This is a genomic window from Pseudomonas sp. TE31087, assembly GCF_057284075.1.
Genome location: NZ_JBXVNN010000001.1, coordinates 2892042 through 2915342, shown reverse-complemented (window position 1 = coordinate 2915342; position 23301 = coordinate 2892042). Strand labels below are relative to the sequence as shown.

Genomic DNA, 23301 nt, shown 5'->3' with positions numbered 1-23301 from the left:
CAAGATGAGCATAGTACGCACAGCGATACCCCTGGTTCTGCTCACCAGTGTGTTGACTGGTTGTGCAGGTTTGCAAAAAACCGACTGGCCGAAGTGTGCTGCCGTCGGGGGCGTGGGCGGCGCGGCCCTGGGCGCGATCGAAAGCTCCAGCTGGGCCGGCTGGGGCGCGTTGCTCGGTGGCGGTCTGGCGGCTGGCTATTGCTGGGCCCACGGTGATGGCGACGAGGACGGCGATGGCGTGCCGGACAGCCGCGACAAGTGCCCCGGCACCCCGCGAGGCGTGCAGGTCGATGCCAACGGTTGCCCGCCTGAGCCGGCGCCGGTGGTCGAGGAAGTGGTGGTGCAGAAGGAAGAAGTCATTGTCATCCGTGACGTGCGTTTCGAGTTCGACTCGGCGCGCCTGACCGCCACTGACAAGGAGCGCTTGAACACCATCGCGACACGCCTCAAGCAGGAAGCCCCGGGCGCCCGCCTGAGCGTTTCCGGCCACACTGACAGTGTCGGTTCCGACAGCTACAACCAGAAGCTGTCCGAGCGTCGTGCCCAGTCCGTGACCAACTACCTGGTCGAAAGCGGTGTACCGCGTGCGAGCTTTGTCTCGGTGGTGGGCGCTGGCGAGACTCAGCCTGTGGCCGATAACGCCACCGCCGACGGCCGTGCCATGAACCGCCGCACCGAGATCAAGATCCAGCGTTGAGTGCCGTGCGCCCGCGCCTTGAGAAGTGGCGCGGGCGCGTCTTTACTCCTGTGTGACCGGTAGCGGCCGGTGACACAGGAGCAATCACCATGCGTGTTTTGTCGAAAGCGGCACTGCCGTTGCTGGTGGCCACAAGCCTGCTTACAGGCTGCGCCACCCACAGCGATGGCAGCGCGCCCCTCAATCAAAGGACCTGGCCCATCTGCAGCCTGCTTGGCGGACTGGTCGGCGGCGGCCTGGGCGCCATCGAGAGTTCCACCTGGGCGGCTGGTGCCGGTGTTGCCGGTGCGATTGCCGGTGGCCTGATCTGCTATGCCCAGGATGGCGACGAGGATGGCGATGGCGTATTCGACCGCCGCGACCGCTGCCCGGATACTCCGGCAGGCACCCAGGTCAATCACATGGGCTGCCCGTTGCCGCAGTATCCGGCGTCGGCACCGCAACCGGAACCTGCGGCAACCCCGGAGGTGATCACCCTCGATGACCAGGGCCAGGTGCTGTTCGCCTTCGACTCCGCCGAGCTGACCCAGGGCGCCCAGCAGCGCCTGCAAGGTTTGTTGCCCAAGCTCAACGAGCCCGGCGTGGCCAGTGTCAAGGTTCTCGGTTTCACCGACAGCGTGGGTTCGGACGCCTACAACCAGCGCTTGTCCGAGCGCCGCGCCAGCGGTGTTGCCGAGTACCTGATCAGCCAGGGGCTGGCGCCGAACAAGGTGACCAGCCAGGGTCGCGGAGAGAGCGAGCCGGTGGCCGACAACGACACCGACGAGGGCCGCTCGCGCAACCGTCGGGTGGAACTGCACCTGAACTGACCCCTCTGGCGCATACCTCGGCAGTAGGGTTACTGTTGTTGGCGCGGTCCGCTCGAACGGGCCGCGCCGACATAACAACAATCCATGGGGGCCGGACATGAAGTTCATCCTGGGCCTGGGCAAGGCTCTGACGGTGGCGTTCTGGGGCGTGGTGCTGTTCAACCTGTTCATGCCGCAGCCGTTGCCGCTCAATCTGCTGATCAATGCCGCGGGTATCGTCCTGCTGTCGCTGCATGCGCTGGAGGTGCTGTTTTTCAACGGCAGCCTGCGCGGGCGCAGCCATCGCTGGTTCGACCGCCTGCAGATCCTGCTGACCGGTATCTTCCATGTCATGTCCATCCCCCGTCCGCAGGAGGCGTCGAGCCATGCGTAAATTGATGTTGCTGGCCGCACTGGCCAGCCCCCTGGTCCAGGCCGAAAGCCTGGAGGTCGCCGCCCATTCGATGCTGCGTCTGCCCAACAAGGCGGCCAGCGTGCACCTGGAGCAGTTGCGGGTGGCCGACTCGGCGACGTTGCTGCTGCCGGCCACGCTTACCGAACTGAAGATCGACCGGCTCGAGCTGGGGCGTGATGCGCGGATCGCCATTGCGCCGGCCGAGCGGGACCTGAGTATCGAGGCTTTGAGTGCCTACCTGGGCGAAGGCAGCGAGTTCAGCGCGCCCGGGGCGCCCGGGACCTATGAACGTGCCGCGCGGCCGGGGCGTAACCTGGATCTGCGGTTGCAGGCGCTGGAGGCGGATCGGCTGTCGATCGATGCCCGGGGTGGGGCTGGGGCGCCTGGGTATGTCGGGCTCGATGGGGCCAATGGCAAGCCCGGGGGGTGTACCTGGGGGCAGGCCAGCCGGGGGGCCAATGGTGATGATGGTGGCAATGGGCACGATGGTGCTGCCGGTGGGCGGGTTCGTCTGGCGGTGCCTGAAGGGTTTGCGCAGGAGCGGATTGTGGTGCGGCTTGATGGTGGGGCGCCGGGGAAGGCGGGGGCTGCTGGGAAGGCTGGTTTGGGTGGGGCCAGTAAGGGGTGTCTGGTTTATCGGACTGATGCTGGGGGGAATGGGCGGCCTGGGCAGGCCGGGCAGCCTGGGTTGGCTGGGGGCTCGGGGGAGTTGATTCTTCAGCGGCTTTGAGTTTTCTGGGTTAGTGTTGTTTGGTTGTTTTAGTTGGTATTTAGGGTTGTATGCGCATTCATTTGCGATGTCGACGCTTATTCACCTTTCCGCCCTTACGGCGGGTCACTTTTTGTCAAACGCGACAAAAAGTAACCAAAAAACGCTGCGCTCCATTCATCCGGCCCTGCGCTTCGCTCCGGGTCCCCTCACTCCGGCCTTGCTCCCGGGAGGACCGCGCTGTAGGGCCCATCCTGGGCCCCAGCGCTTGACGGGCATCCATGCCCGTCACCTCCCTCCGCAAGACCTGCGTTCGGCCTCCTGAAGTCGCGAAGTTACGAGCGGCGCCTGGGCTGGCGCAGCTGTCGCTAGTTGAATTGGTAATTAACCTCTCTATCCCATCGCGGGGCAAGCCCGCTCCCACAGAGATAACACGGCTTGACTTGGAATTAACGTGGGAGCGGGCTTGCCCCGCGATAGGCCGGAACAGCCAATATATATCTAAAGGTCAAACAACTAACTTCGCGCTTCTTGCTCTTGCTCTTGCTCTTGCTCTTGCTCTTGCTCTTGCTCTTGCTCTTGCTTCTAAGCGCGCGGTAGGTCAGGCAACACCAATTGCGACTTCAGGAGGCCGAGCGGAGTTCTTGCGGAGGGAGGTGACGGCCATGGATGGCCGTCAAGCGCTGCGCCCCAGGATGGGGCGTTCAGCGCGGTCCTCCCGGGAGCAAGAACGGAGCGAGGGAACCCCGGAGCGAAGCGTAGGGGCCGGATGAACGGAGCCAAACGGTTTTGCCTACTTTTCCCACGAGAAAAGTAGGCCGCCGTAAGGGCGGAAAGGTGACTAAATGTCGACATCACCTACGAATGTGCTTACAAAAACCAAAACAATCATCTTTGAACCCGAACCCGAACCCGAACCCGAACCCGAACCCGAACCCCTCAAACCCAAACCCGCGAACTAGCCACCCCCACCACCAAAACCCCAATCAACAAATTAACCCCCACCAACCGCCGAATCCGCCCCAGCACCCCAGCCCCCGAAGCCCAATCCCCAGCCTCCACCGCCGCCCGCAGTTCAGGCAACAACAAAGACTGAACCCGCATGAACAACGCAAACATGACAATCCCCCCGCCAATCATCACCTGCACGTAACGAGGCGCGGTCTCGAACCCGGCAAACCGCAGGTGAATCATCCCGACCCCGCTGACAGCCAACACCGCCACCGCCAGCCAGACCCATCTGAAGAACCGCTGGAAAACCTCCACCCACAACCGCAGCCGCGCGGGCCCCTCCAGCGCGGCAACCGTTGCCGGCCGCAGCACCAGCCAGGCGAAGAACATCCCCCCGACCCAGACGAGGGCGGCCAGGACATGCAAGGTGTAGGGCAGGGCAAAGGCAAGCATCCGGATCTCCATGCGGCACAAAGGGCAATAGCGGGGTATGATAGCCGGCCCATGCGAAACACTGAAAATATATCCAGCCCTCCGGGCGCCTGCAGACCATGATCAGCAACGAACTCAAAGCCACCATCCAGGGCGCCTACTCGCGTTTCCTCGAAGCCAAAAGCCTCAAGCCACGCTACGGTCAGCGCCTGATGATCGCCGAAGTGGCCAAGGTGCTCGGCGACATCGCCTGCGACGACGACGGCCGCCGTGCCGGTGAGCCCGCCGTGGTGGCCGTCGAGGCCGGCACCGGTACCGGCAAGACCGTCGCCTACAGCCTGGCCGCAATCCCCGCCGCCAAGGCCGCCGGCAAGCGCCTGGTGATCGCCACCGCGACCGTGGCCCTGCAGGAGCAGATCGTCTTCAAGGACCTGCCCGACCTGATGCGCAACAGCGGGCTGAACTTCAGCTTCGCCCTGGCCAAGGGGCGCGGGCGCTACCTGTGCCTGTCCAAGCTCGACGTCCTGTTGCAGGAAGGCCATGCCCAGTCGGCCACCGCCCAGCTGTTCGAGGAGGAAGGCTTTCGCATCGAGGTCGACGAGCGCAGCCAGAAGCTGTTCAACAGCATGATCGAGAAGCTCGCCGGCAACCGCTGGGACGGTGACCGCGACAGCTGGTCGGAGGCTGTCGAAGACCAGGACTGGGCTCGCCTTACCACCGACCATGGCCAGTGCACCGGCCGGCATTGCCCGAACTTCCAGCAGTGCGTGTTCTACAAGGCCCGTGAAGGCATGGGCAAGGTCGACGTGATCGTCACCAACCACGACATGGTCCTGGCCGACCTGGCCCTGGGCGGTGGCGCCGTGCTGCCCGATCCGCGCGACACTATGTACGTGTTCGATGAAGGCCACCACCTGCCCGACAAGGCCATCGGCCACTTCGCCCATTATTCGCGCCTGCGCTCCACCGCCGACTGGCTGGAGCAGACCGCCAAGAACCTGACCAAGCTGCTGGCCCAGCATCCGTTGCCGGGCGACCTTGGCAAGTACATCGAGCAGGTTCCGGAGCTGGCGCGTGAGGTCCGCACCCAGCAGCAGTTCATGTTCACCCTCTGTGAGCAGGTGGCGGATTTCCGCGCCGGCGAGGACATGGAAGGCCGCGACCGCCCGCGCTACCGTTTCGAAGGTGGCGTGGTGCCGGAGCAGATCCGCGAAGTCGGCATCGAGCTCAAGAAAGGCTTCGCCCGCCTCAACGACTTGTTCACCCGCCTGGCCGACCTGCTCAAGGAAGGCATGGACGGCGAGAACAACATCGGGATTGCCAGCCACCAGGCCGAGGAGTGGTACCCGTTGTTCGGCAGCCTGGTGACCCGCGCCCAGGGTAACTGGGAACTGTGGACCGCCTTCACCGCCGAAGACCCGGAAGACAATCCGCCCATGGCCCGCTGGCTGACCTTGGCCGAAAGCGGCGCGCTGTTCGACATCGAGGTCAATGCAAGCCCCATCCTGGCCGCCGAGATGCTGCGCAAGAGCCTGTGGAACGTCGCTTATGGCGCCTTGGTGACTTCGGCGACGCTCACTGCCCTGGGCAAATTCGACCGTTTCCGCATGCGTTCGGGCCTGCCCCGCGACGCGGTGCAGTGCGTGGTGCCCAGTCCGTTCGTGCATGGCGACGCCGGCCTGCTGCGGGTACCGGACCTGGGCGCCGACCCGCGGGACGCAACGGCCCATACAGCGGCGATCATCCGCGAGCTGCCAGGCATCGTCGAGGACGCGCGTGGCGCACTGGTGCTGTTCTCCTCGCGCAAGCAGATGCAGGACGTGTTCGATGGCCTGGACCGCGACTGGCGCAAGCTGGTGCTGATCCAGGGCAACCTGTCCAAGCAGGAGACCCTGAACAAGCACAAGGCGCGGGTCGACGACGGCCAGCACAGCGTGCTGTTCGGCCTGGCCAGTTTCGCCGAAGGTGTCGACCTGCCGGGTGCCTACTGCGAGCACGTGGTGATCGCCAAGATCCCCTTCGCCGTGCCGGATGATCCGGTCGAGGCCGCGTTGGCCGAGTGGATCGAGGCCCGTGGCGGCAACCCGTTCATGGAAATCGCCGTGCCCGATGCCTCGCTGCGCCTGATCCAGGCCTGTGGCCGGCTGCTGCGCACCGAGCAGGACCGTGGCGTCATTACCTTGCTTGATCGCCGTCTGGTCACGCAGCGCTACGGCAAGGCTATCCTCAATGCGCTGCCACCTTTCCGACGGGAAATCGGCTGAGCGCCGGAGCAAGACGCCCAACCCGTTGTCCATTACTCGATTGCGAGCCCATGACGGGCTCCGAAGGAGAGTCACCGCCCTATGATCCGCCGCACCCTGCCTGTCGTGTTCTCCCTGTTGTTCAGTGCGCCCTTGCTGGCCGGGCAACAGACGCTGTTCAGTTTCGTGCGCCCGGCCTCGGTGGTGAATGTCGTCACCCAGGACGCCAGCCTGCCGCAGTACAACGCGGAACAGACAGCCGAAGGCGAAGTGTTGCGGCGGGTGGTGTTCAACCCGGTGGCGCAGCCGACCCTGCGCCTCGCACCGCAAGGCGGAGCATGGGACTGGAGCACCGGCCAGGCACTGACCCTGCGCCTGCAGAGCGGGATGGACTGGGCGCTGACCGTCGATGTGACGGTGCAAAGCAGCGACGGGCGCACCCTCACCAGCCGTATCGATCTGCCGGCTGGGCCCGCACAGACCGTGATGATTCCGCTCAAGGCCAGTTCACCATTGAGCCGGGGCATGCGCGCCGGGCCTCCGATGCCCTGGACTTTCGAAGGACAGCGCCTGCTGCTCACCAGCAGCGAAGGTGCGGTGGACCTGGCGCAGGTCACTTCGGTCAGCCTGAGCATTCCCGGCCCCAAGGTGGCCCAGAGCCTGCTGATCGAGAAGGTCGGCCTGCAGGATGACGACCAGGCGTTCAAGGCTGCCTACAGCGAATTGATCGATGCCTATGGGCAATCGACCCGTGGCCGCTGGCCGGAGAAGATCGTCGGCGATGAGCAGCTCAAGGCCGCCGACAACCGCGAACAGGCATTGCTCAAAGCCTGGTTGGCCGAGCGCGAAAAACTCAAGCTGGACACCTATGGCGGTCTGCTCGCGGGGCCGGCCTTCGAAGCCAAGGGCTTCTTCCGCACCGAGAAACGCGACGGGCGTTGGTACCTGGTGACGCCGGACGGGCATCCGTTCTATTCGCTTGGCGTCAATGCCGTTGCCGCCGATGGTGGGCGCACCTATGTTGCCGGTCGCGAAGGCATGTTCAAGGGTTTGCCGGGCGAAGGCGATGCGTTGACTGCCTTCTACGGCGAAGGCAACAACGACGACGGCAATGCCTCGTCCCAAGGCCGGGGATTCAAGCAAGGGCGCTGGTTCGATTTCTATGCGGCCAACCTGCAGCGCACGTACGGCAAGCCTTGCCCGCAGGATGGCACGGCCTGCCCGGCGCCGGCCCTGGACGAACTGCGCTGGCAGGCCCACACCCTGGATCGCCTGCAGGCCTGGGGCTTCAACACACTCGGCAACTGGAGCGACCCGGCGCTCGCTCAAGCCAGGCGCCTGCCGTTCACCTTGCCGCTGTCGATCGTTGGTGACTACGCCAGCATCAGCACCGGCATGGATTGGTGGGGTCGCATGCCCGACCCGTTCGACCCGCGCTTCGCCATGGCCACTGAGCGCGCCGTGGCCATCGCCGCCCGGGATCACCGCGACGACCCCTGGCTGATCGGTTACTTCGCCGACAACGAACTGGCCTGGGCCGCCCCCGGCGGCGACCCCAAGGCACGCTACGGCCTGGCCTATGGCACCTTGCGCCTGACCACCGATGTGCCGGCCAAGCGTGCCTTCCTCAAGCAGTTGCGCGACAAATACCGCAACCAGCAAGGGTTGTCGAAGGCCTGGGGGATCGAGCTGACCGCCTGGGAGTTGATGGAAGACCCAGGGTTCGAGGCGCCATTGCCCAATCCGGAGCACCCGGAAATCGAGCGCGACTACCAGTATTTCCAGCAGGTGTTTGCCGAAACCTATTTCAAGACCATTTCCGATGCCCTGAAATGGCATGCGCCCAACCATCTGCTGCTGGGCGGGCGCTATGCGGTCAGCACGCCCGAGGCGGTGAAGGCCTGCGCCAGGTTCTGCGATGTGCTGAGCTTCAACTTCTATACCTTGAAGCCTGAAGACGGCTACGACTTCGCCCAACTGGCCGAGCTCGACAAGCCAGTGCTGGTCTCGGAGTTCCAGTTCGGCTCCCGCGATCGCGGTCCGTTCTGGCCCGGTCCGCTTGAAGTGGCCCGCGAGGAGGATCGAGGCCCGGCCTATGCCAACTTCCTCAAGGCCGCCATGGCCCAGCCGACGATCGTTGGCGCTCACTGGTTCCAGTACCTCGACCAGCCCGCCAGCGGCAGGCTGCTGGACGGCGAGAACGGCCACCTGGGCCTGGTGGCCATTACCGACGTGAGCTACCCGGGCTTCGTCGAGGCGGTGCGCCGGAGCAACCTGCAGATCCTCACGCAGCTACGCACCGAACTGGACAAGCCCGCCCCCAAAAAATGAGCGCTGTCCCTGGGAGCGCTTTCGTGGGAGCGGGCTTGCCCCGCGATAGCGTTCCACCAGGGAACAAGGACGCCCCTGACAACCACCCAGCCATATCCAGTTTGCAAATCGCCCAACTACTGAAACAATGCACCCCTTTGCAAGCCAGGTCGTACAGAGAGGTAGTCGGGTGCAGATCCAGGGTCACTATGAGCTGAAGTTCGAGGCGGTGCGCGATGCCTTCGCCGCGTTGTTCGAGGATCCCCAGGAACGTGGTGCCGCATTGTGCATCCAGGTTGGCGGCGAGACCGTGGTCGACCTGTGGGCCGGCAGCGCCGACAAGGACGGCCGCGAGGCCTGGCACAGCGATACCATCGCCAACCTGTTCTCCTGCACCAAGACCTTCACCGCCGTCACCGCCCTGCAACTGGTGGGCGAGGGCAAGCTGGCCCTCGATGCGCCGGTGGCACGCTACTGGCCGGAGTTCGCCCAGGCCGGCAAGGAGCAGGTCACCCTGCGCCAGCTGCTCAGCCATCGCGCCGGCCTGCCGGCCATCCGTGAGCTGCTGCCAGCCGAGGCGCTGTACGACTGGCAGACCATGGTCGATGCCCTGGCCGCCGAAGCGCCCTGGTGGACGCCCGGCAGCGAACACGGTTATGCGGCGATCACCTATGGCTGGCTGATCGGTGAGCTGATCCGCCGCGCCGACGGTCGCGGCCCCGGCGACTCGATCGTGGCCCGAACCGCCCGGCCATTGGGGCTGGATTTCCATGTTGGCCTGGCGGACGACGAATTCCACCGCGTGGCGCATATCGCCCGCGGCAAGGGTAATCCCGGCGATGCCGCGGCCCAGCGCCTGCTGCAGGTCACCCTGCGCGAACCCGAGGCCCTGTCCACCCGGGCCTTCACCAACCCGCCGGCGATCCTCACCAGCACCAACAAGCCCGAATGGCGGCGCATGCAGCAGCCGGCGGCCAATGGCCACGGCAACGCCCGCAGCCTGGCGGGCTTCTATGCCGGCCTGCTCGACGGCAGCCTGCTGGAGTCCGAACTGCTTGACGAACTCACCCGCGAGCACAGCCTCGGCCAGGACCGCACCCTGTTGACCCAGACCCGCTTCGGCCTGGGCTGCATGCTCGACCAGCCGGAGCTGGCCAACGCCACCTTCGGCCTTGGCGCACGGGCGTTCGGCCATCCCGGTGCGGGCGGCTCGGTCGGTTTTGCCGATCCCGAACACGACGTGGCCTTTGGCTTCGTCACCAATACCCTGGGCCCCTACGTGCTGATGGACCCGCGCGCCCAACGCCTGGTGCGGGTCCTTGGCAGTTGCCTTTGATCGGGTAACGCGGGTATTGCCCGGACCCTTTGACTATCCTCAATGCCAACGCCTGACGCGTATGGGCAAAATTTCTTTCTATTTCATGGTGTATCGCTGATGTCTTCACATAAAACCTTAGCACTCGCCCTGTGCCTGGCCATGACCGGCTGCGCCAGCCATTCCCAGGACGCCGCCAAGGACAGTGGCTTGAACTGGTGGCCCTTCGGCTCCGACAAGGTCGCCGACAAGGAAGTGAAGGAGGCCGTCGTCGAAAACGTCGCCAAGGCTGATGCCAAGTCCGAAAGCGCCAGCCGCTGGTGGTGGCCGTTCGGTAGCGATGAGAAAAAGGACAAGGTCGCGGCGGTGCCGAAGATCGACCAGAAGGCCACCCAGGCCTGGCTCGACCAGTACGAGCCGAAGGTCCGCGAGGCGATCAAGGGCAGCAAGTTTGAACTCGAACGCCGTGAAGATGTGCTGGCGGTAACCATTCCGGTGGACAGCTCCTACAACCCGGACCGTCCGAACATGCTGCTGCCGGTCACCCTCGGCCCGATCACCCAGGTGGCCAAGGCCGTCGAGACCGACACCAAGACCGCCGTGCTGGTGCTTGGCCACGCCGACAGCAGCGGCGCCACCGCCGCCAACCAGAAGCTCAGCCTCGAGCGCGCTGCTTCGGTGTCGGCGATCTTCCGTCTCAGCGGCCTGCAGCGTGACCGCCTGATGCTCAAGGGCATGGGCTCGGTGATGCCGCGCGCCGCCAACGACAGCGCAGAGGGCCGCGCCCTGAACCGCCGCGTCGAGCTGCTGCTGACCCCGCAGAACACCATGATCGCGCTGCTGGCCAAGTACCAGCAGGCCGCCCCGGCGCCAGCCCCGGCGGCAATGGTCGCCACCCAGGACGCCAAGGCCCCGGCGGCTAAACCAGCCGCCAAGGCCGCTGCCAAGCCAGCCGCGAAAAAGCCGGCCGCCAAGGCCAAGGCGCCTGCCAAGGCCAGCACCGCCGCGAAGAAGAAAGCCGCTCCGGCCAAGCCCGCCGCGAAGAAGGCCGCCACCGACAAGAAAGTCGCCGCCAACAGCCCTGCGAAGACCAACTGATCGTCAAGGAAACGCAGTCATGACCCAATCCCTGGCCGATATGCGCCGCGACTACACCCGTGATGGCCTGGCTGAAGCCCAGGCCCCGGGGGAGCCGTTCGCGCTGTTCCACCACTGGTTCGCCGATGCGCTGAAGACCGAGCAGCTGCCGGTGGAAGCCAACGCCATGACCCTGGCGACCGTCGACGCCGATGGCCGTCCGCATTGCCGGGTGCTGTTGCTCAAGGCCCTCGATGCCCGAGGGTTCACGTTCTTCACCAACTATGAAAGCGCCAAGGGCCAGCACATCGCGGCGAACCCGTTCGCGGCCATGACTTTCTTCTGGCCGGCGCTGGAGCGTCAGGTGCGGATCGAAGGGCGGGTGGAAAAGGTCACGGCCAAGGAGTCGGATGACTACTACCAGGTACGTCCTTTAGGCAGCCGCCTGGGCGCCTGGGCGTCGCCGCAGAGCCGGGTGATTGCCGACCGCGAGGAACTGGAAGGGCTGGTCAAGGCCACCGAGGCGCGCTTTTCCGACACCCAACCGCATTGCCCGGAACACTGGGGCGGCTACCGCCTGGTGCCGGAGCGTGTCGAGTTCTGGCAGGGGCGTGCCAGTCGTCTGCACGACCGGCTGAACTTCCGGTTGGTCGATGGCCAGTGGCTGCGCGAGCGTTTGGCGCCCTGACATCTGGGGCCGCTGCGCGGCCCATCGCGGCACAAGGCCGCTCCTACAGGGATCGCGTAACCCCTGTAGGAGCGGCCTTGTGCCGCGATGGGCTGCAAAGCAGCCCCAGCATTACCGATACCCCGCCGCCTCCCGCTCCAGCCACGCCGCCAACTCCTTGCGCCGCACCTTCTCCACCCGTGCCCGCTCCAGCAGCTTGAGCATGAAATCCCGCTTCGCCGGATCCTCCCCGGCCAGTGACAGCGCCAGGTCCCGGTCCATCCAGCGACGCATGCGCACATACAGCCACCCGTGAAAATACAGGCCGGCGATCGTCACCACGACGACGATGAAGTAATCCATGGCTATCCTTGGTCGAACGTAAAAGCCCGCCACACAGTCGGCGCAGGCTGTACCTGGGCTGAATGAAAACAATTTTATAACGTTTGCACCGTGACACTTGTCAAGGCGCGGAGTCTAATGGACACCTGTCTTATGGAGATTGACCCATGCGTAAATCCGCTTTGCTGCTGGCCAGCTTCACCACCGTGTCGCTGCTGCTGGGCGGCTGCCAGTCGTCGCTGACCGGCGACAGCTACTCCCGTGATGAGGCCCGCCGCGTGCAGACCGTGCGCATGGGTACCATCGAATCCCTGCGTCCGGTGAAGATCGAAGGCACCAAGACCCCGATCGGTGGTGGTGCTGGCGCCATCGTCGGTGGCGTCGCCGGCAGCGCCATCGGTGGCGGCCGTGGCAGCGTCGTGGCTGCGGTGATCGGTGCCGTGGCCGGTGGTCTGGCCGGCTCTGCCGCCGAAGAAGGCCTGACCCGCACCCAGGGCGTCGAGATCACCGTGCGTGAAGACGATGGCAGCATGCGCGCCTATGTGCAGCAAGTGCAGCAGAACGAGGTTTTCCGCGTGGGCGAGCGTGTGCGCATCATGACCGTCGATGGCACCAGCCGCGTCACTCACTGATCGCGGCTCATATAAAGAAACCCCGAACGGGCCAGGCCTGTTCGGGGTTTTCTTTTACCTGTAGCCGCGATCGGATTACAGGCCGAGCATGTCCCGCGCCACCGCCTCGGCGATACGGATGCCATCCACGCCGGCCGAAAGAATGCCGCCAGCGTAGCCCGCGCCTTCGCCCGCCGGGAACAGGCCCTTGAGGTTGAGGCTCTGCAAGCTGGCATCACGGGTGATGCGCAGCGGCGACGAGGTGCGGGTCTCGATGCCGGTCAGCACCGCGTCGTGCAGGTTGTAGCCCTTGATCTGGCGGTCGAAGGCCGGCAGCGCCTCACGAATCGCCTCGATGGCGAAGTCAGGCAGGCTCGGGGCCAGGTCGCCCAGGGTCACGCCCGGCTTGTAGGACGGCTCGACGCTGCCCAGCGCGGTGGACGGGCGGCCTGCGACGAAGTCGCCCACCAGCTGCGCCGGTGCCTGGTAGTTGCTGCCGCCCATCACGTAGGCATGGGCCTCCAGGCGTTCCTGCAGCTCGATGCCGGCCAGCGGGCCGCCCGGGTAGTCGCGCTCGGGGTCGATACCGACGACGATACCGGAGTTGGCATTGCGCTCATTGCGTGAGTACTGGCTCATGCCGTTGGTGACCACGCGGCCCGGTTCGCTGGTGGCGGCGACCACGGTGCCGCCCGGGCACATGCAGAAGCTGTAGACCGAGCGACCGTTCTTGGCGTGGTGCACCAGCTTGTAGTCGGCGGCGCCAAGTTTCGGGTGGCCGGCGTACTTGCCCAGGCGCGCCTTGTCGATCAGCGACTGCGGGTGCTCGATACGGAAACCGACCGAGAACGGCTTGGCTTCCATGAACACGCCCTTGGCGTGGAGCATGCGGAAGGTGTCGCGGGCGCTGTGCCCCAAGGCCAGCACCACATGCCGCGAGTGCAGCTGTTCACCGCTCTGCAGTACCACGCCGGTGAGCTGGTCGCCGTCGATCAGCAGGTCGGTAACCTTCTGCTCGAAGCGTACTTCACCGCCCAGGGTGATGATTTCCTCGCGCATCTTCTCGACCATGCTGGTCAGACGGAAGGTACCGATGTGCGGCTTGTTGATGTAAAGGATCTCGTCCGGTGCGCCGGCCTTGACGAACTCTTCCAGTACCTTGCGGCCGTGGTGGTTCGGGTCCTTGATCTGGCTGTACAGCTTGCCGTCGGAGAAGGTACCGGCGCCGCCTTCGCCGAACTGCACGTTGGACTCGGGGTTGAGTACGCTCTTGCGCCACAGGCCCCAGGTGTCCTTGGTGCGCTGACGCACTTCCTTGCCGCGCTCGAGCACGATCGGCTTGAAGCCCATCTGCGCCAGTAGCAGCCCGGCGAAGATGCCGCAGGGACCGAAGCCGACCACAATCGGCCGCGCAGGCAGCTCGGCCGGGGCCTGGCCAACGAACTTGTAGCTGACATCCGGGGCCACGCCGATCTTGGTGTCGCCTTCGAATCGGCGCAGCAGCTCGGCTTCGTTGCTGGTTTCAAGGTCGATGGTGTAGATGAACAGCAGTTCGCTGTTCTTCTTGCGCGCATCGTAGCTGCGCTTGAACAGGGTGAAGCCGAGCAGTTGCTCATCGCTGATGCCCAGGCGCTGGACGATGGCGGCGCGCAATTCGTCGTCGGAGTGGTCCAGGGGCAGCTTCAGTTCGGTGATTCGTAGCATGGCAGGGTCCAGTATCCCGGCCATGGGCGGCCGGCGGCTTTACACAAACCGCCAAGTATAAGCTGTTAGCCGCCCCGACTGGCAGGATAAAAGTGCCTGGCGATCAGAGGTCGCGGGCGCCGCCGTAGTAGGCGCAGCCCAGCAGGGTCTTGCCGTCGATGCGCAGCTCGGCCTTGAGGTGGCGGATGGCACCGGTGGCGCCGTCGACGCAACGCTGCGGCGCGACCCACAGCTCGACGCGCTGGCCGTTGGCCTCGCTGGACAGGCTCAGGCCACCGCCGGGCATTGCCTCTTCCAGGTAGGGCAGCGCCAGCGGATCCTGGCCGATGCGGTTGAGCACCATGCCCTTGCCGCTGGCCTTGATGTCCCAGTCCGGCTCGTGGCCGCCGGCACGCAGGGTCAGTTGCTTGAAGTTCGGATCTTCGCAGCCGGAATACTCGGAGGTTTCGAGGCGGTACAGGCGGGTCACGTCGAGCTGGCCGTCGCTGCCGGCCTGCTTGCTGCCGGTCATGCGGGCGCGGACGTCGGCGAACAGCTTGTCACCGGCGTCGTCGGCCAGGTTGGCGGCTTCCTGCAGGATGCCGGTGGCGGCAACGTCGTTGACGATGAAGCGACGGCTTTCGCTGCAGGGCTTGAACAGCAGATGACCGCCGGCCGCGCTCAGTTCGCCTTGCATGCGGGTGGTGCCCAGGTTCGGGTCGACCGGTTTTTCGGCCAGCATCTGGCAGCCGGCGAACAGCGGCAGCAGGGCGGTAAGCAGCAGGGAAGGGGTGAGGCGCATGGGGCGGGCTCCGGGAGACGTTGCAAAAGAGCTGGCCACGTTACGCAGGGTGCGCTGGGATCACAAGGGCCTCATCGCGGGGCAAGCCCGCTCCCACGCTGCGATGAGGCCTGTGCAGGCGCAAGAAAAAAGGGCCCGAAGGCCCTTTGATCATTCAACCCCCCAGATACGCGTCGCGCACCTTCGGATCGGTCAGCAACGCTTCACCGGTACCCTGCATCACCACCTTGCCGTTCTCCAGTACATATGCCCGGTCGGCGACCTTCAGCGCTTGGTTGGCATTCTGCTCCACCAGGAACACGGTCACGCCATCGCGGCGCAGCTGTTCGATGATGTCGAAGATCTGCTGGATGATGATCGGCGCCAGGCCCAGGGACGGCTCGTCGAGCAGCAGCAGCTTGGGCTTGCTCATCAGCGCCCGGCCGATGGCCAGCATCTGCTGCTCGCCGCCGGACATGGTGCCGCCGCGCTGGATGTAGCGCTCCTTAAGGCGCGGGAACAACTGCAGGACCTTGTCCAGCTGCTCCTGGTAGTCGCCCTTGTTGGTGAAGAAACCGCCCATGGCCAGGTTCTCCTCGACGGTCAGGCGCGAGAACACGCGGCGGCCTTCCGGCACCACCGCGATGCTCTTGCGCATGATGTGCGAGGACGGCTGGCCGACCAGTTCCTCGCCCAGATACTTGATGCTGCCGCTGCTCGCCTGGGGCGAGCCGCAGAGGGTCATCAGCAGGGTCGACTTGCCGGCGCCGTTGGCACCGATCAGGGTGACGATCTCGCCCTGGTTGATCTCCACGTTGACGCTGTGCAGCGCCTGGATCTTGCCGTAGAAGGTGGAAACGTTCTCGAACTTCAGCATTTACGCCTCCCCCAGGTAGGCCTTGATCACATCAGGGTTGCCGCGGATCTCGTCCGGCGTGCCATCGGCCAGGGGCGTGCCCTGGTTGATCACCACGATGTGGTCGGAAATGCTCATCACCAGCTTCATGTCGTGCTCGATCAGCAGCACGGTCACGTTGTGGGATTCGCGCAGGTAGGCGATGAGGGCCTTGAGGTCCTCGGTCTCCTTGGGGTTCAGGCCGGCGGCCGGTTCGTCGAGCATGATGATCCGCGGTTGGGTCATCATGCAGCGGGCGATTTCCAGGCGCCGTTGCTGGCCGTAGGCGAGGGTGCCGGCGGTACGGTTGGCGAACTCGGTCAGGTTGACCTTCTCCAGCCAGTACTGCGCGCGCTCCATGGCCTCCTTCTCGCTGCGGCGGAAGCCCGGGGTCTTGAACAGGCCGGCGAAGAAGTTGGTGTTCAGGTGACGGTGCTGGGCGATCAGCAGGTTTTCCAGCGCGGTCATTTCCTTGAACAGGCGCACGTTCTGGAAGGTCCGCACCACGCCCTTGCGGGCGATCTGATGGCCGGCCAGGCCCTGGATGGGCTGGCCGTCGAGCAGGATGGTGCCGCCGCTGGGCTTGTAGAAGCCGGTGAGGCAGTTGAACACGGTGGTCTTGCCGGCGCCGTTCGGGCCGATCAGTGCCACCACCTGTTTTTCCTTGACGGTCAGGCCCACGCCGTTGACCGCCAACAAGCCGCCGAAGCGCATGCTCAGGCCGCTGACTTGCAGAATTTCGCGGCTCATCGAGGCAGCTCCATGTGCGGACGTTGCATGGGCAGCAGGCCCTGCGGACGCCAGATCATCATCAACACCATCAGCGCACCGAACATCAGCATCCGGTATTCGCTGAACTCACGCATCATCTCCGGCAGCAGGATCATCACGATGGCCGCGAGAATCACGCCCAGCTGCGAACCCATGCCACCCAGCACGACGATGGCGAGGATGATCGCCGACTCGATGAAGGTGAACGACTCCGGTGTCACCAGCCCCTGGCGGGCGGCGAAGAAGCTGCCGGCGAAACCGGCGAAGCAGGCACCCAGGGTGAACGCCGAGAGCTTGATCACGGTGGGGTTCAGGCCCAGCGCACGGCAGGCGATCTCGTCTTCACGCAGCGCTTCCCAGGCGCGCCCGATCGGCATGCGCAGCAGGCGGTTGATGACGAACAGCGCCAGCAGTGCCAGCAGCAGGGCCACCAGGTAGAGGAAGATGACCTTGTTGATCGAGTTGTATTCCAGCCCGAAGAACTCATGGAAGGTCTGCATCCCTTCGGCGGCGCGGCGCTCGAAGGTCAGGCCGAAGAACTCAGGCTTGGGGATGTTGCTGATGCCGTTGGGGCCGCCGGTCCAGTCGGTGAGGTTGCGCAGGAACAGGCGGATGATCTCGCCGAAGCCCAGGGTCACGATCGCCAGGTAGTCACCGCGCAGGCGCAGCACCGGGAAACCGAGCAGGAAGCCGAAGGTGGCGGCCATCAGGCCGGCGATCGGCAGGCATACCCAGAAGCTCCAGCCCAGGTAGTGCGAGAGCATCGCGTAGCTGTAGGCGCCGACGGCGTAGAAACCGACGTAACCCAGGTCGAGCAGGCCCGCAAGCCCTACCACGATGTTCAGGCCAAGGCCCAGCAGCACGTAGATCAGGATCAGCGTGGCGATGTCGACCGCGCCGCGCGAGCCGAAGAACGGCCAGATCAGCGCCGCCACGATCAGCCCCATGATGACCCAGCGCTGGGTCTTCGGCAGGGTGAGGAAGTTGGTCACCGAAGGTGGAACCAGCTTGCGCTCCGAGCGGCGGCCCATCACCGCGCTCCACTGCTTGTCGAACAATACGCGCAGGAACATCAGCACCGAGCAAGCGGCGATGATGCTGATGGTGAACGAGCCCTGGCTGTGCACGATCAGGCTGATGCCGTCGATGCTGAGTTTCAGGCCCAGCACCGGGAAGGCCACGGCCCAGACCAGCAAGGCGCTGAAGAACGCCTGTTTGAGATTTCTGTTCATACTTTTTCAACCTCCGGGCGGCCCAGGATGCCGGTCGGCCGGAACAGCAGGACAAGAACCAAAAGACCGAATGCCACCACGTCCTTGTACTGGTCGCCGAAGATGTCGGCGCCGAACGCTTCGGCCACGCCCAGCACCAGCCCGCCGAGCATGGCGCCCGGGATGCTGCCGATGCCGCCCAGTACCGCCGCGGTGAAGGCCTTCAGGCCCACCAGGAAACCGGCGTTGGGGTTGATCACCCCGTACTGCATGCTCAGCAGCACGGCCGCCACCGCCGCCAGCGCGGCACCGATGACGAAGGTCAGGGCGATGATGTTGTTGGTGTTGATGCCCAGCAGGTTGGCCATCTTGATGTCCTCGGCGCAGGCGCGGCAGGCGCGGCCCAGGCGGGAACGGGAGATGAACAGGGTCAGGCAGGTCATGGCGACGAGGGTCACCACGAACACCAGGATCTGCATGTACGAGACCAGTACTTCCTCAGCGCCCCCCGGGCCGAACGAGAAGCTGCCGGGGATCAGGTTGGGGATGGACTTGTCTTTTGAGTCCTGCGACAGCAGGACAGTGTTCTGCAGGAAGATCGACATGCCGATGGCGGAGATCAGCGGGATCAGCCGGTTGCTGTTGCGCAGCGGCCGGTAGGCGACCCGTTCGATGCTGTAGCCGTAGGCGCTGGTGACGAAGATCGTGGCGACGAAAGCCACGGTCATCAGGATCGGCAACGAGTGAATGCCCATCATGGCCAGCCCGGCAAGGGCGATGAAGGCCACGTAGGAACCGATCATGTACACCTCGCCGTGGGCGAAGTTGATCATGCCGATGATGCCGTACACCATCGTGTAACCGATGGCGATCAGCGCGTAGGTACTGCCGATGGTCAATCCGTTAACCAGTTGTTGTAGGAAATGGTAGATCTCAGGCATTACAGCGCTCCTAAAAACCTGATTTGCATTTCTCTGGCGGGGGATGACCCCGGCCCATGTTCTCGTGGTCTACGCCACGTGATCTTGTGCGGGCACAACCAGGAAACCGCGGGTGACGGTTTTAAGATTTTCAGGTGAACCGGCTCCCGGATCACGGGAATCAGGTCCATAGAACCTCGTAAAACAAAGCCCACTGCTCGCACAGTGGGCTTCTCGGTCAGCTATTAGTCACGCAGTTACTGAGGGGAGACTTCGGTCTTCGGCTTGCCGAAGTGCCATTCGTAGACCACGAACTTGAAGTCTTTCAGGTCGCCCTTGGCGTCGTAGGACAGGTCGCCGGTCGGGGTCTTGAAGGTACCGGCGTGGATGGCGGCAGCCACCTTGTCGGTGTCTTCGGACTTGGCGGCCTTGATGCCTTCGGCGATCAGCTGGACAGCCGAATAGGCCGGGAACACGAACGGACCGCTCGGGTCCTTGCCGTCGGCCTTGATGGCGTCGACGATGGCCTTGTTCGCAGGGTCGGCGTCGAACGACTTCGGCAGGGTGACCAGCAGGCCTTCGGAGGCGCCCTGGGCGATCTGCGAGATGGAGTCGTTACCCACGCCTTCCGGACCCATGAACTTGGCCTTCAGGCCCTTCTCTTGCGCCTGGCGCAGGATCAGGCCCAGCTCTGGGTGGTAGCCGCCGTAGTAGACGAAGTCGACGTTGTTCTGCTTGAGCTTCTGGATGATCGAGGAGAAGTCCTTGTCACCGGCGTTCAGGCCTTCGAAGACGGCGACCTTGGTGCCTTTCTTCTCGAGGGTGGTCTTGACCGCGGTGGCGATGCCTTCGCCGTACTGCTGCTTGTCGTGCAGGACCGCGACGACCTTCGGCTTGACGTGGTCGGCGATGTAGTTGCCGGCGGCCGGGCCCTGGGCGCTGTCCAGGCCGATGGTGCGGAAGACCATCTTGTAGCCACGGCTGGTGATGTCCGGGGAGGTGGCGGCGGGGGTGATCATGATCACGCCTTCGTCCTCGTAGATGTCGGACGCAGGCTGGGTGGAGCTGGAGCACAGGTGGCCGATCACGTACTTGACGCCATCGTTGACCACTTTGTTGGCGACGGCCACGGCCTGTTTAGGGTCGCACGCGTCGTCGTATTCCTTGGCTTCGAGCATCTTGCCATCGACGCCGCCCTTGGCGTTGATGTCCTTGATGGCCTGTTTGGCGCCGACGAACTGCATGTCGCCGTACTGGGTCACCGGCCCGGTCTTGGGACCGGCGATGCCGATCTTGATGGTGTCGGCGGCAAACGAATGGCTGGCGACTCCGGCCAGAACCATCGCGGCAAACAGCTTGGAAATCTTGATCATAGTGCTCCACTCATTCTGTTGTAATTCTTATAGTCCTGAGGCCAGGGCTACAGACCGGGCGGGATCTACGGCCTGGCTACGCCATGCCGTGAGCCCACCTTCCCCCGGAACATGTCCCGGAACTGTACCGGTACAGTGTAGAGCGCCGTCCGAGCGCTTGAAAAGCGGGCGAAAAGCGTCTGTTTCGAGGGGTGTCGCCTGGTCGACATAAAGATACAGAAAAGCGCCATCACTTTGCCGGTATCTGCGGCCCGCCCCCACAAGTTCGGGCCTGATCGACCAAATTACGTATTTGAAACCAGGTTTTTCTGCAAAAATGCCGGCCTTTTTGTTGGACGATCTTTGCGCAGGTAAACCCATGACTGATCAAGTAAGCACCCTCTATGCCAAATTGCTCGGCGAGACCGCCGTCATCGAGTGGAAAGCCCTGGAGCGTTTCTGGGCCAAGGGTGACCTGATTTGGGTCGACCCCAGCCTCGACCTGATCACCGTTGCCGAGGCGATGGCCGAGAATCGCAGCGAGATCTTCGCCAAGTGGCGTAATGATGGCACTGTCGGAGCGGTTTCCGCCGAGCAGGCGCTCGACCTGCAAACCCGCGATCCAGAGATCTGGGCGGTGGTGGTTTCGCCGTTCATCGTGATCCAGGCGAAGAAAGCGGAATAAGCACGCGCTTTTTTAGTGCGCAAAAATGCGCAAGCGCCCCGCTCTGGTGCGCGTTGACGCTCACGTAAGGTGGAAGTTGGTAACAGTGGCGGGGTGATTTGGCGGGGCGGTAACAGTTTACGGAATGCGTAATACGCCGCCGAAATGATCGCGGGGCAAGCCCGCTCCCACCAAGACTCCTCGTGGGAGCGGGCTTGCCCCGCGATTGTTTTCAGTAATCCACGCGCCCGGTATGGCTGTTCAGCGAAATCACCCGGGTCTTGCCGATGCGGTGGCGGAAGATCTCGCGCAGGTACTTCACCGCCTTCTTCACGCACTCGCGCGACAGGCGGATATCGTTGATCGACACGAACCGGCTCTTGTCGTTGATCAGCTCGCGGTATTTCTTCTCGTACATCGGCTTGATCGCGTACCAGTTGGTGTCGAGGATCTTCGCCGGGTTCTCGAACTCGTTGAGCAGGTCGTCGATGCTGTCTTCATCGAAGTGCTCGCTGGTGATGAACTCCAGGATCGCGTTGTCCATGGTGTCGTCGAAGCGGTACGGATTGCGGGCGAAGCAGCGCTTGATGAACGCCACGATCAGGGTCAGGAAGTCGTCCGACAGGCACGGGCTCTTGGCGATCAGGGTGGTCAGCGACAGGTTGGCCGAGGCGCCGATCACCAGCGCGTAGCGCTTGAGCGTGGTGTTGGGGAACAGGCTGTTGAGGTGGGTCTTGAGCCGGTTCAGGTCCATGTACGACAGCTTGTAGTCCTTGGGCAGGGAGACGATCGACACCACCGACGAGCAGTTCTTGAAGAAGTGCAGGTCGTGCAGGGCCGCGGCGTCGTAGCCCGAGGCCTGGTACTGCTCCAGCGCGGCGCGGTAGCGGCGCGACTCGATCGGCAGCAGGCTGATGCCTTCGATGGCCTGGGTCTGCTTGTTGAAGTGCGGCAGGTCGATGGAGCGGAAGAACAGGTCGTCGATGTCCAGGCGCGGCTGCTCGCGCTCGAACACCTTGAACTTGTCCGACCCCGCCGGCGGCACTTCCGGCACCACCGATTCGGCGTAGGCGATGGCCACCGGGCCGGCCAGGCTCATGAACAGGTCGTTGGCGTCCAGGCGGATGGTCTCGCCGATGTCGATGCCGGCGCGGCGGAAGTAGTTCTGGTCGTAGTCGGTGGTCACCGCCTGGGCGGTGAGGATGTTGAAGATCTGCTGGGAGATGTACTGGTTGGCGTGCTTCTCCATGGCGTTGACGTCGATGTTCTGGATCGTGCCGTCATCGCTTTCTTCGGCGTAGCGCATGATGTCGTTGGAAATCAGCATCATCGCGTTCCACGGGCGGATGCGGCCCATGACGCTGGCTTCGCTGCTGTCTTCGTTGTCGAAGTTGTACGAGAAGTCCCATTCCTCCGACAGGTATTTGCACAGCAGGCGGCCGGCGTTGATGTGCAGCGCCTCGGACATCTCGCTGCGGTGGTCGGAGGCGTTGGGCAGCACGCAGATGCCACTGGTGAAGATCGGCTCGAAGACGAACGAGTGCCCGCTCTTGCCGTCGTTCTCGTCGGCCGGCTTGGTGTCGAAGGTCTTGTTCATGTACGAGTACTGCTGGGCCAGGCCGAACTCCGAGGCCATCCCCGAGCCGGTGCCGCCGCCGGCGCTGAAGATGTAGAAGTACAGGCGCGACTGGTTGGCCTTGATGCCGCAGGAGTCGATCAGGTACGAGTGGATCAGCTTCCAGTCGGCGCTGGAGAAGCGCTGGGTGTCCTTGTTGAGGATGATCTTGGCCAGGTACTGGCCAAGGATCGGCGCGTTACCGGCGCCCCCGGCATGCACCTCGGACAGGTCCATGATCTTCATCTTGCTGTAGTCGCGCAGGAAGCCGCCGCGCTCGCCCTTGCGCGAGAAACGGATGCGCCCGGCGATGTCCTTGTCCAGGTCACCCAGCATCACCAGCGGCTCGACCAGGAACACCGGCTTGGCGGCCTTGTTCTGCACCAGGCGCAGGTTCTGGCGGATCCAGCGCGCCGGGCTGTAGCCGGCCTCGCCCTTGAAGCGGTCCTCGTTGTTGTACTCGTTGAGGAAGAAGGTGCGGGCGTTGTACACCAGCTCCGCCACGTCCAGGGCGATGTTCGAGCCGCAGCGGCCCAGGCCGATCAGGCACACCGACGGGAACTGCTGCTCCAGGCGCAGCTGGTCCTCGTCCTCGACGTGCAGGTTCGGCGGGAACACCAGGTCGCGCAGGCCGTCGAGGTTTTCGAGGATGCGCTGGATGTCCTGCTCGGTGAAGTACAGGTACTGCTGCGCCGGCGTGCTGCGGGCGGCGGGTAGGTCTCGAGCACTGCCGGCGGTCAGCGAGGTGGGGCTGAGGGTCGGCTCGGGAGCCGCATTGGCAGAAGTGTTCGTAGAGGTCATAGTGCGCCATTTGCCTGGAGTGGTTGGCTTCCCGGTGATGCATATCATCTA

The 23301-nt window shown here is 64.3% G+C and carries 21 protein-coding genes; 11 read left to right on the top strand and 10 right to left on the bottom strand.

Annotation, left to right across the window (positions count from 1 at the left end):
• The first annotated feature begins 4 nt into the window (after window positions 1-4).
• The 4 genes from ACZ899_RS13095 to ACZ899_RS13080 all read left to right on the top strand — a co-directional run bounded on the left by ACZ899_RS13095 (window position 5) and on the right by ACZ899_RS13080 (window position 2630).
• A complete protein-coding gene (locus ACZ899_RS13095; protein WP_110738786.1) occupies window positions 5-697 on the top strand; it encodes a PA1041 family peptidoglycan-binding anchor lipoprotein in 693 nt (230 codons plus the stop codon).
• A gap of 89 nt (window positions 698-786) precedes the next feature.
• Window positions 787-1506 (top strand): PA1041 family peptidoglycan-binding anchor lipoprotein, encoded by a 720-nt coding sequence (locus ACZ899_RS13090; protein ID WP_234561819.1) that lies wholly within the window; start codon window positions 787-789, stop codon window positions 1504-1506.
• Between the two features lie 97 nt (window positions 1507-1603).
• Window positions 1604-1879 (top strand): DUF1145 domain-containing protein, encoded by a 276-nt coding sequence (locus ACZ899_RS13085; protein WP_050704046.1) that lies wholly within the window; start codon window positions 1604-1606, stop codon window positions 1877-1879.
• Window positions 1872-2630, top strand: coding sequence for a collagen-like protein (locus ACZ899_RS13080; RefSeq protein WP_203647741.1), 759 nt, complete (start codon window positions 1872-1874; stop codon window positions 2628-2630). The genes ACZ899_RS13085 and ACZ899_RS13080 overlap by 8 nt, the downstream gene beginning before the upstream one ends.
• A 918-nt stretch (window positions 2631-3548) precedes the next feature.
• Here ACZ899_RS13080 and ACZ899_RS13075 read toward each other — a convergent pair.
• Window positions 3549-4013 (bottom strand): CopD family protein, encoded by a 465-nt coding sequence (locus tag ACZ899_RS13075; protein ID WP_198744834.1) that lies wholly within the window; start codon window positions 4011-4013, stop codon window positions 3549-3551.
• Window positions 4014-4111: 98 nt separating this feature from the next.
• Between ACZ899_RS13075 and dinG the strand changes: the two genes are divergently transcribed.
• From dinG to pdxH, 5 genes are all read left to right on the top strand, one after another.
• Window positions 4112-6256, top strand: coding sequence for an ATP-dependent DNA helicase DinG (gene dinG / locus ACZ899_RS13070; protein WP_203647739.1), 2145 nt, complete (start codon window positions 4112-4114; stop codon window positions 6254-6256).
• Window positions 6257-6337: 81 nt separating this feature from the next.
• The gene (locus ACZ899_RS13065; protein ID WP_234562501.1) at window positions 6338-8566 is read left to right on the top strand and encodes a beta-galactosidase; all 2229 of its coding nucleotides are present in this window, start codon (window positions 6338-6340) and stop codon (window positions 8564-8566) included.
• Between the two features lie 169 nt (window positions 8567-8735).
• Window positions 8736-9881 (top strand): serine hydrolase domain-containing protein, encoded by a 1146-nt coding sequence (locus tag ACZ899_RS13060; RefSeq protein WP_234562502.1) that lies wholly within the window; start codon window positions 8736-8738, stop codon window positions 9879-9881.
• Between the two features lie 99 nt (window positions 9882-9980).
• Entirely contained in the window at window positions 9981-10958 is a 978-nt protein-coding gene (locus ACZ899_RS13055; RefSeq protein WP_234562503.1) for an OmpA family protein, read from the top strand.
• Between the two features lie 19 nt (window positions 10959-10977).
• Entirely contained in the window at window positions 10978-11625 is a 648-nt protein-coding gene (pdxH, locus tag ACZ899_RS13050; protein ID WP_203647735.1) for a pyridoxamine 5'-phosphate oxidase, read from the top strand.
• 111 nt (window positions 11626-11736) lie between these two features.
• Here the strand turns inward: pdxH and ACZ899_RS13045 are convergent, their stop codons facing one another.
• Window positions 11737-11967 (bottom strand): hypothetical protein, encoded by a 231-nt coding sequence (locus tag ACZ899_RS13045; protein WP_028692125.1) that lies wholly within the window; start codon window positions 11965-11967, stop codon window positions 11737-11739.
• Window positions 11968-12113: 146 nt separating this feature from the next.
• On the opposite strand from ACZ899_RS13045, the gene ACZ899_RS13040 reads away from it, so the two are divergent.
• On the top strand, window positions 12114-12578 hold the full coding sequence (locus ACZ899_RS13040) for an outer membrane lipoprotein (protein WP_050704227.1): 465 nt from the start codon (window positions 12114-12116) through the stop codon (window positions 12576-12578).
• Window positions 12579-12653: 75 nt separating this feature from the next.
• Here ACZ899_RS13040 and ACZ899_RS13035 read toward each other — a convergent pair whose 3' ends face one another.
• From ACZ899_RS13035 to ACZ899_RS13005, 7 genes are all read right to left on the bottom strand, one after another.
• Window positions 12654-14261: an NAD(P)/FAD-dependent oxidoreductase gene (locus tag ACZ899_RS13035; RefSeq protein ID WP_234562504.1), complete on the bottom strand. Its 1608-nt coding sequence runs from the start codon at window positions 14259-14261 to the stop codon at window positions 12654-12656.
• 103 nt (window positions 14262-14364) lie between these two features.
• Complete coding sequence (locus tag ACZ899_RS13030) at window positions 14365-15042, bottom strand: COG3650 family protein (RefSeq protein ID WP_234562505.1); 678 nt, start codon at window positions 15040-15042, stop codon at window positions 14365-14367.
• A 154-nt stretch (window positions 15043-15196) separates the two neighbouring features.
• The gene (locus ACZ899_RS13025; RefSeq protein ID WP_203647733.1) at window positions 15197-15898 is read right to left on the bottom strand and encodes an ABC transporter ATP-binding protein; all 702 of its coding nucleotides are present in this window, start codon (window positions 15896-15898) and stop codon (window positions 15197-15199) included.
• Window positions 15899-16666: a high-affinity branched-chain amino acid ABC transporter ATP-binding protein LivG gene (livG, locus tag ACZ899_RS13020; protein WP_110739584.1), complete on the bottom strand. Its 768-nt coding sequence runs from the start codon at window positions 16664-16666 to the stop codon at window positions 15899-15901.
• Window positions 16663-17919, bottom strand: coding sequence for a high-affinity branched-chain amino acid ABC transporter permease LivM (locus tag ACZ899_RS13015; protein ID WP_028692120.1), 1257 nt, complete (start codon window positions 17917-17919; stop codon window positions 16663-16665). Before ACZ899_RS13015 ends, livG begins: the two co-directional genes overlap by 4 nt.
• Window positions 17916-18839 (bottom strand): high-affinity branched-chain amino acid ABC transporter permease LivH, encoded by a 924-nt coding sequence (livH, locus tag ACZ899_RS13010; protein ID WP_028692119.1) that lies wholly within the window; start codon window positions 18837-18839, stop codon window positions 17916-17918. Before livH ends, ACZ899_RS13015 begins: the two co-directional genes overlap by 4 nt.
• A gap of 236 nt (window positions 18840-19075) precedes the next feature.
• Window positions 19076-20191: a branched-chain amino acid ABC transporter substrate-binding protein gene (locus ACZ899_RS13005; RefSeq protein WP_186735311.1), complete on the bottom strand. Its 1116-nt coding sequence runs from the start codon at window positions 20189-20191 to the stop codon at window positions 19076-19078.
• 358 nt (window positions 20192-20549) lie between these two features.
• Between ACZ899_RS13005 and ACZ899_RS13000 the strand changes: the two genes are divergently transcribed.
• Window positions 20550-20855 (top strand): DUF2288 domain-containing protein, encoded by a 306-nt coding sequence (locus ACZ899_RS13000; protein WP_062363838.1) that lies wholly within the window; start codon window positions 20550-20552, stop codon window positions 20853-20855.
• 211 nt (window positions 20856-21066) lie between these two features.
• Here the strand turns inward: ACZ899_RS13000 and ACZ899_RS12995 are convergent, their stop codons facing one another.
• Entirely contained in the window at window positions 21067-23250 is a 2184-nt protein-coding gene (locus ACZ899_RS12995) for a hypothetical protein (RefSeq protein ID WP_234562506.1), read from the bottom strand.
• Window positions 23251-23301 lie beyond the last annotated feature (51 nt).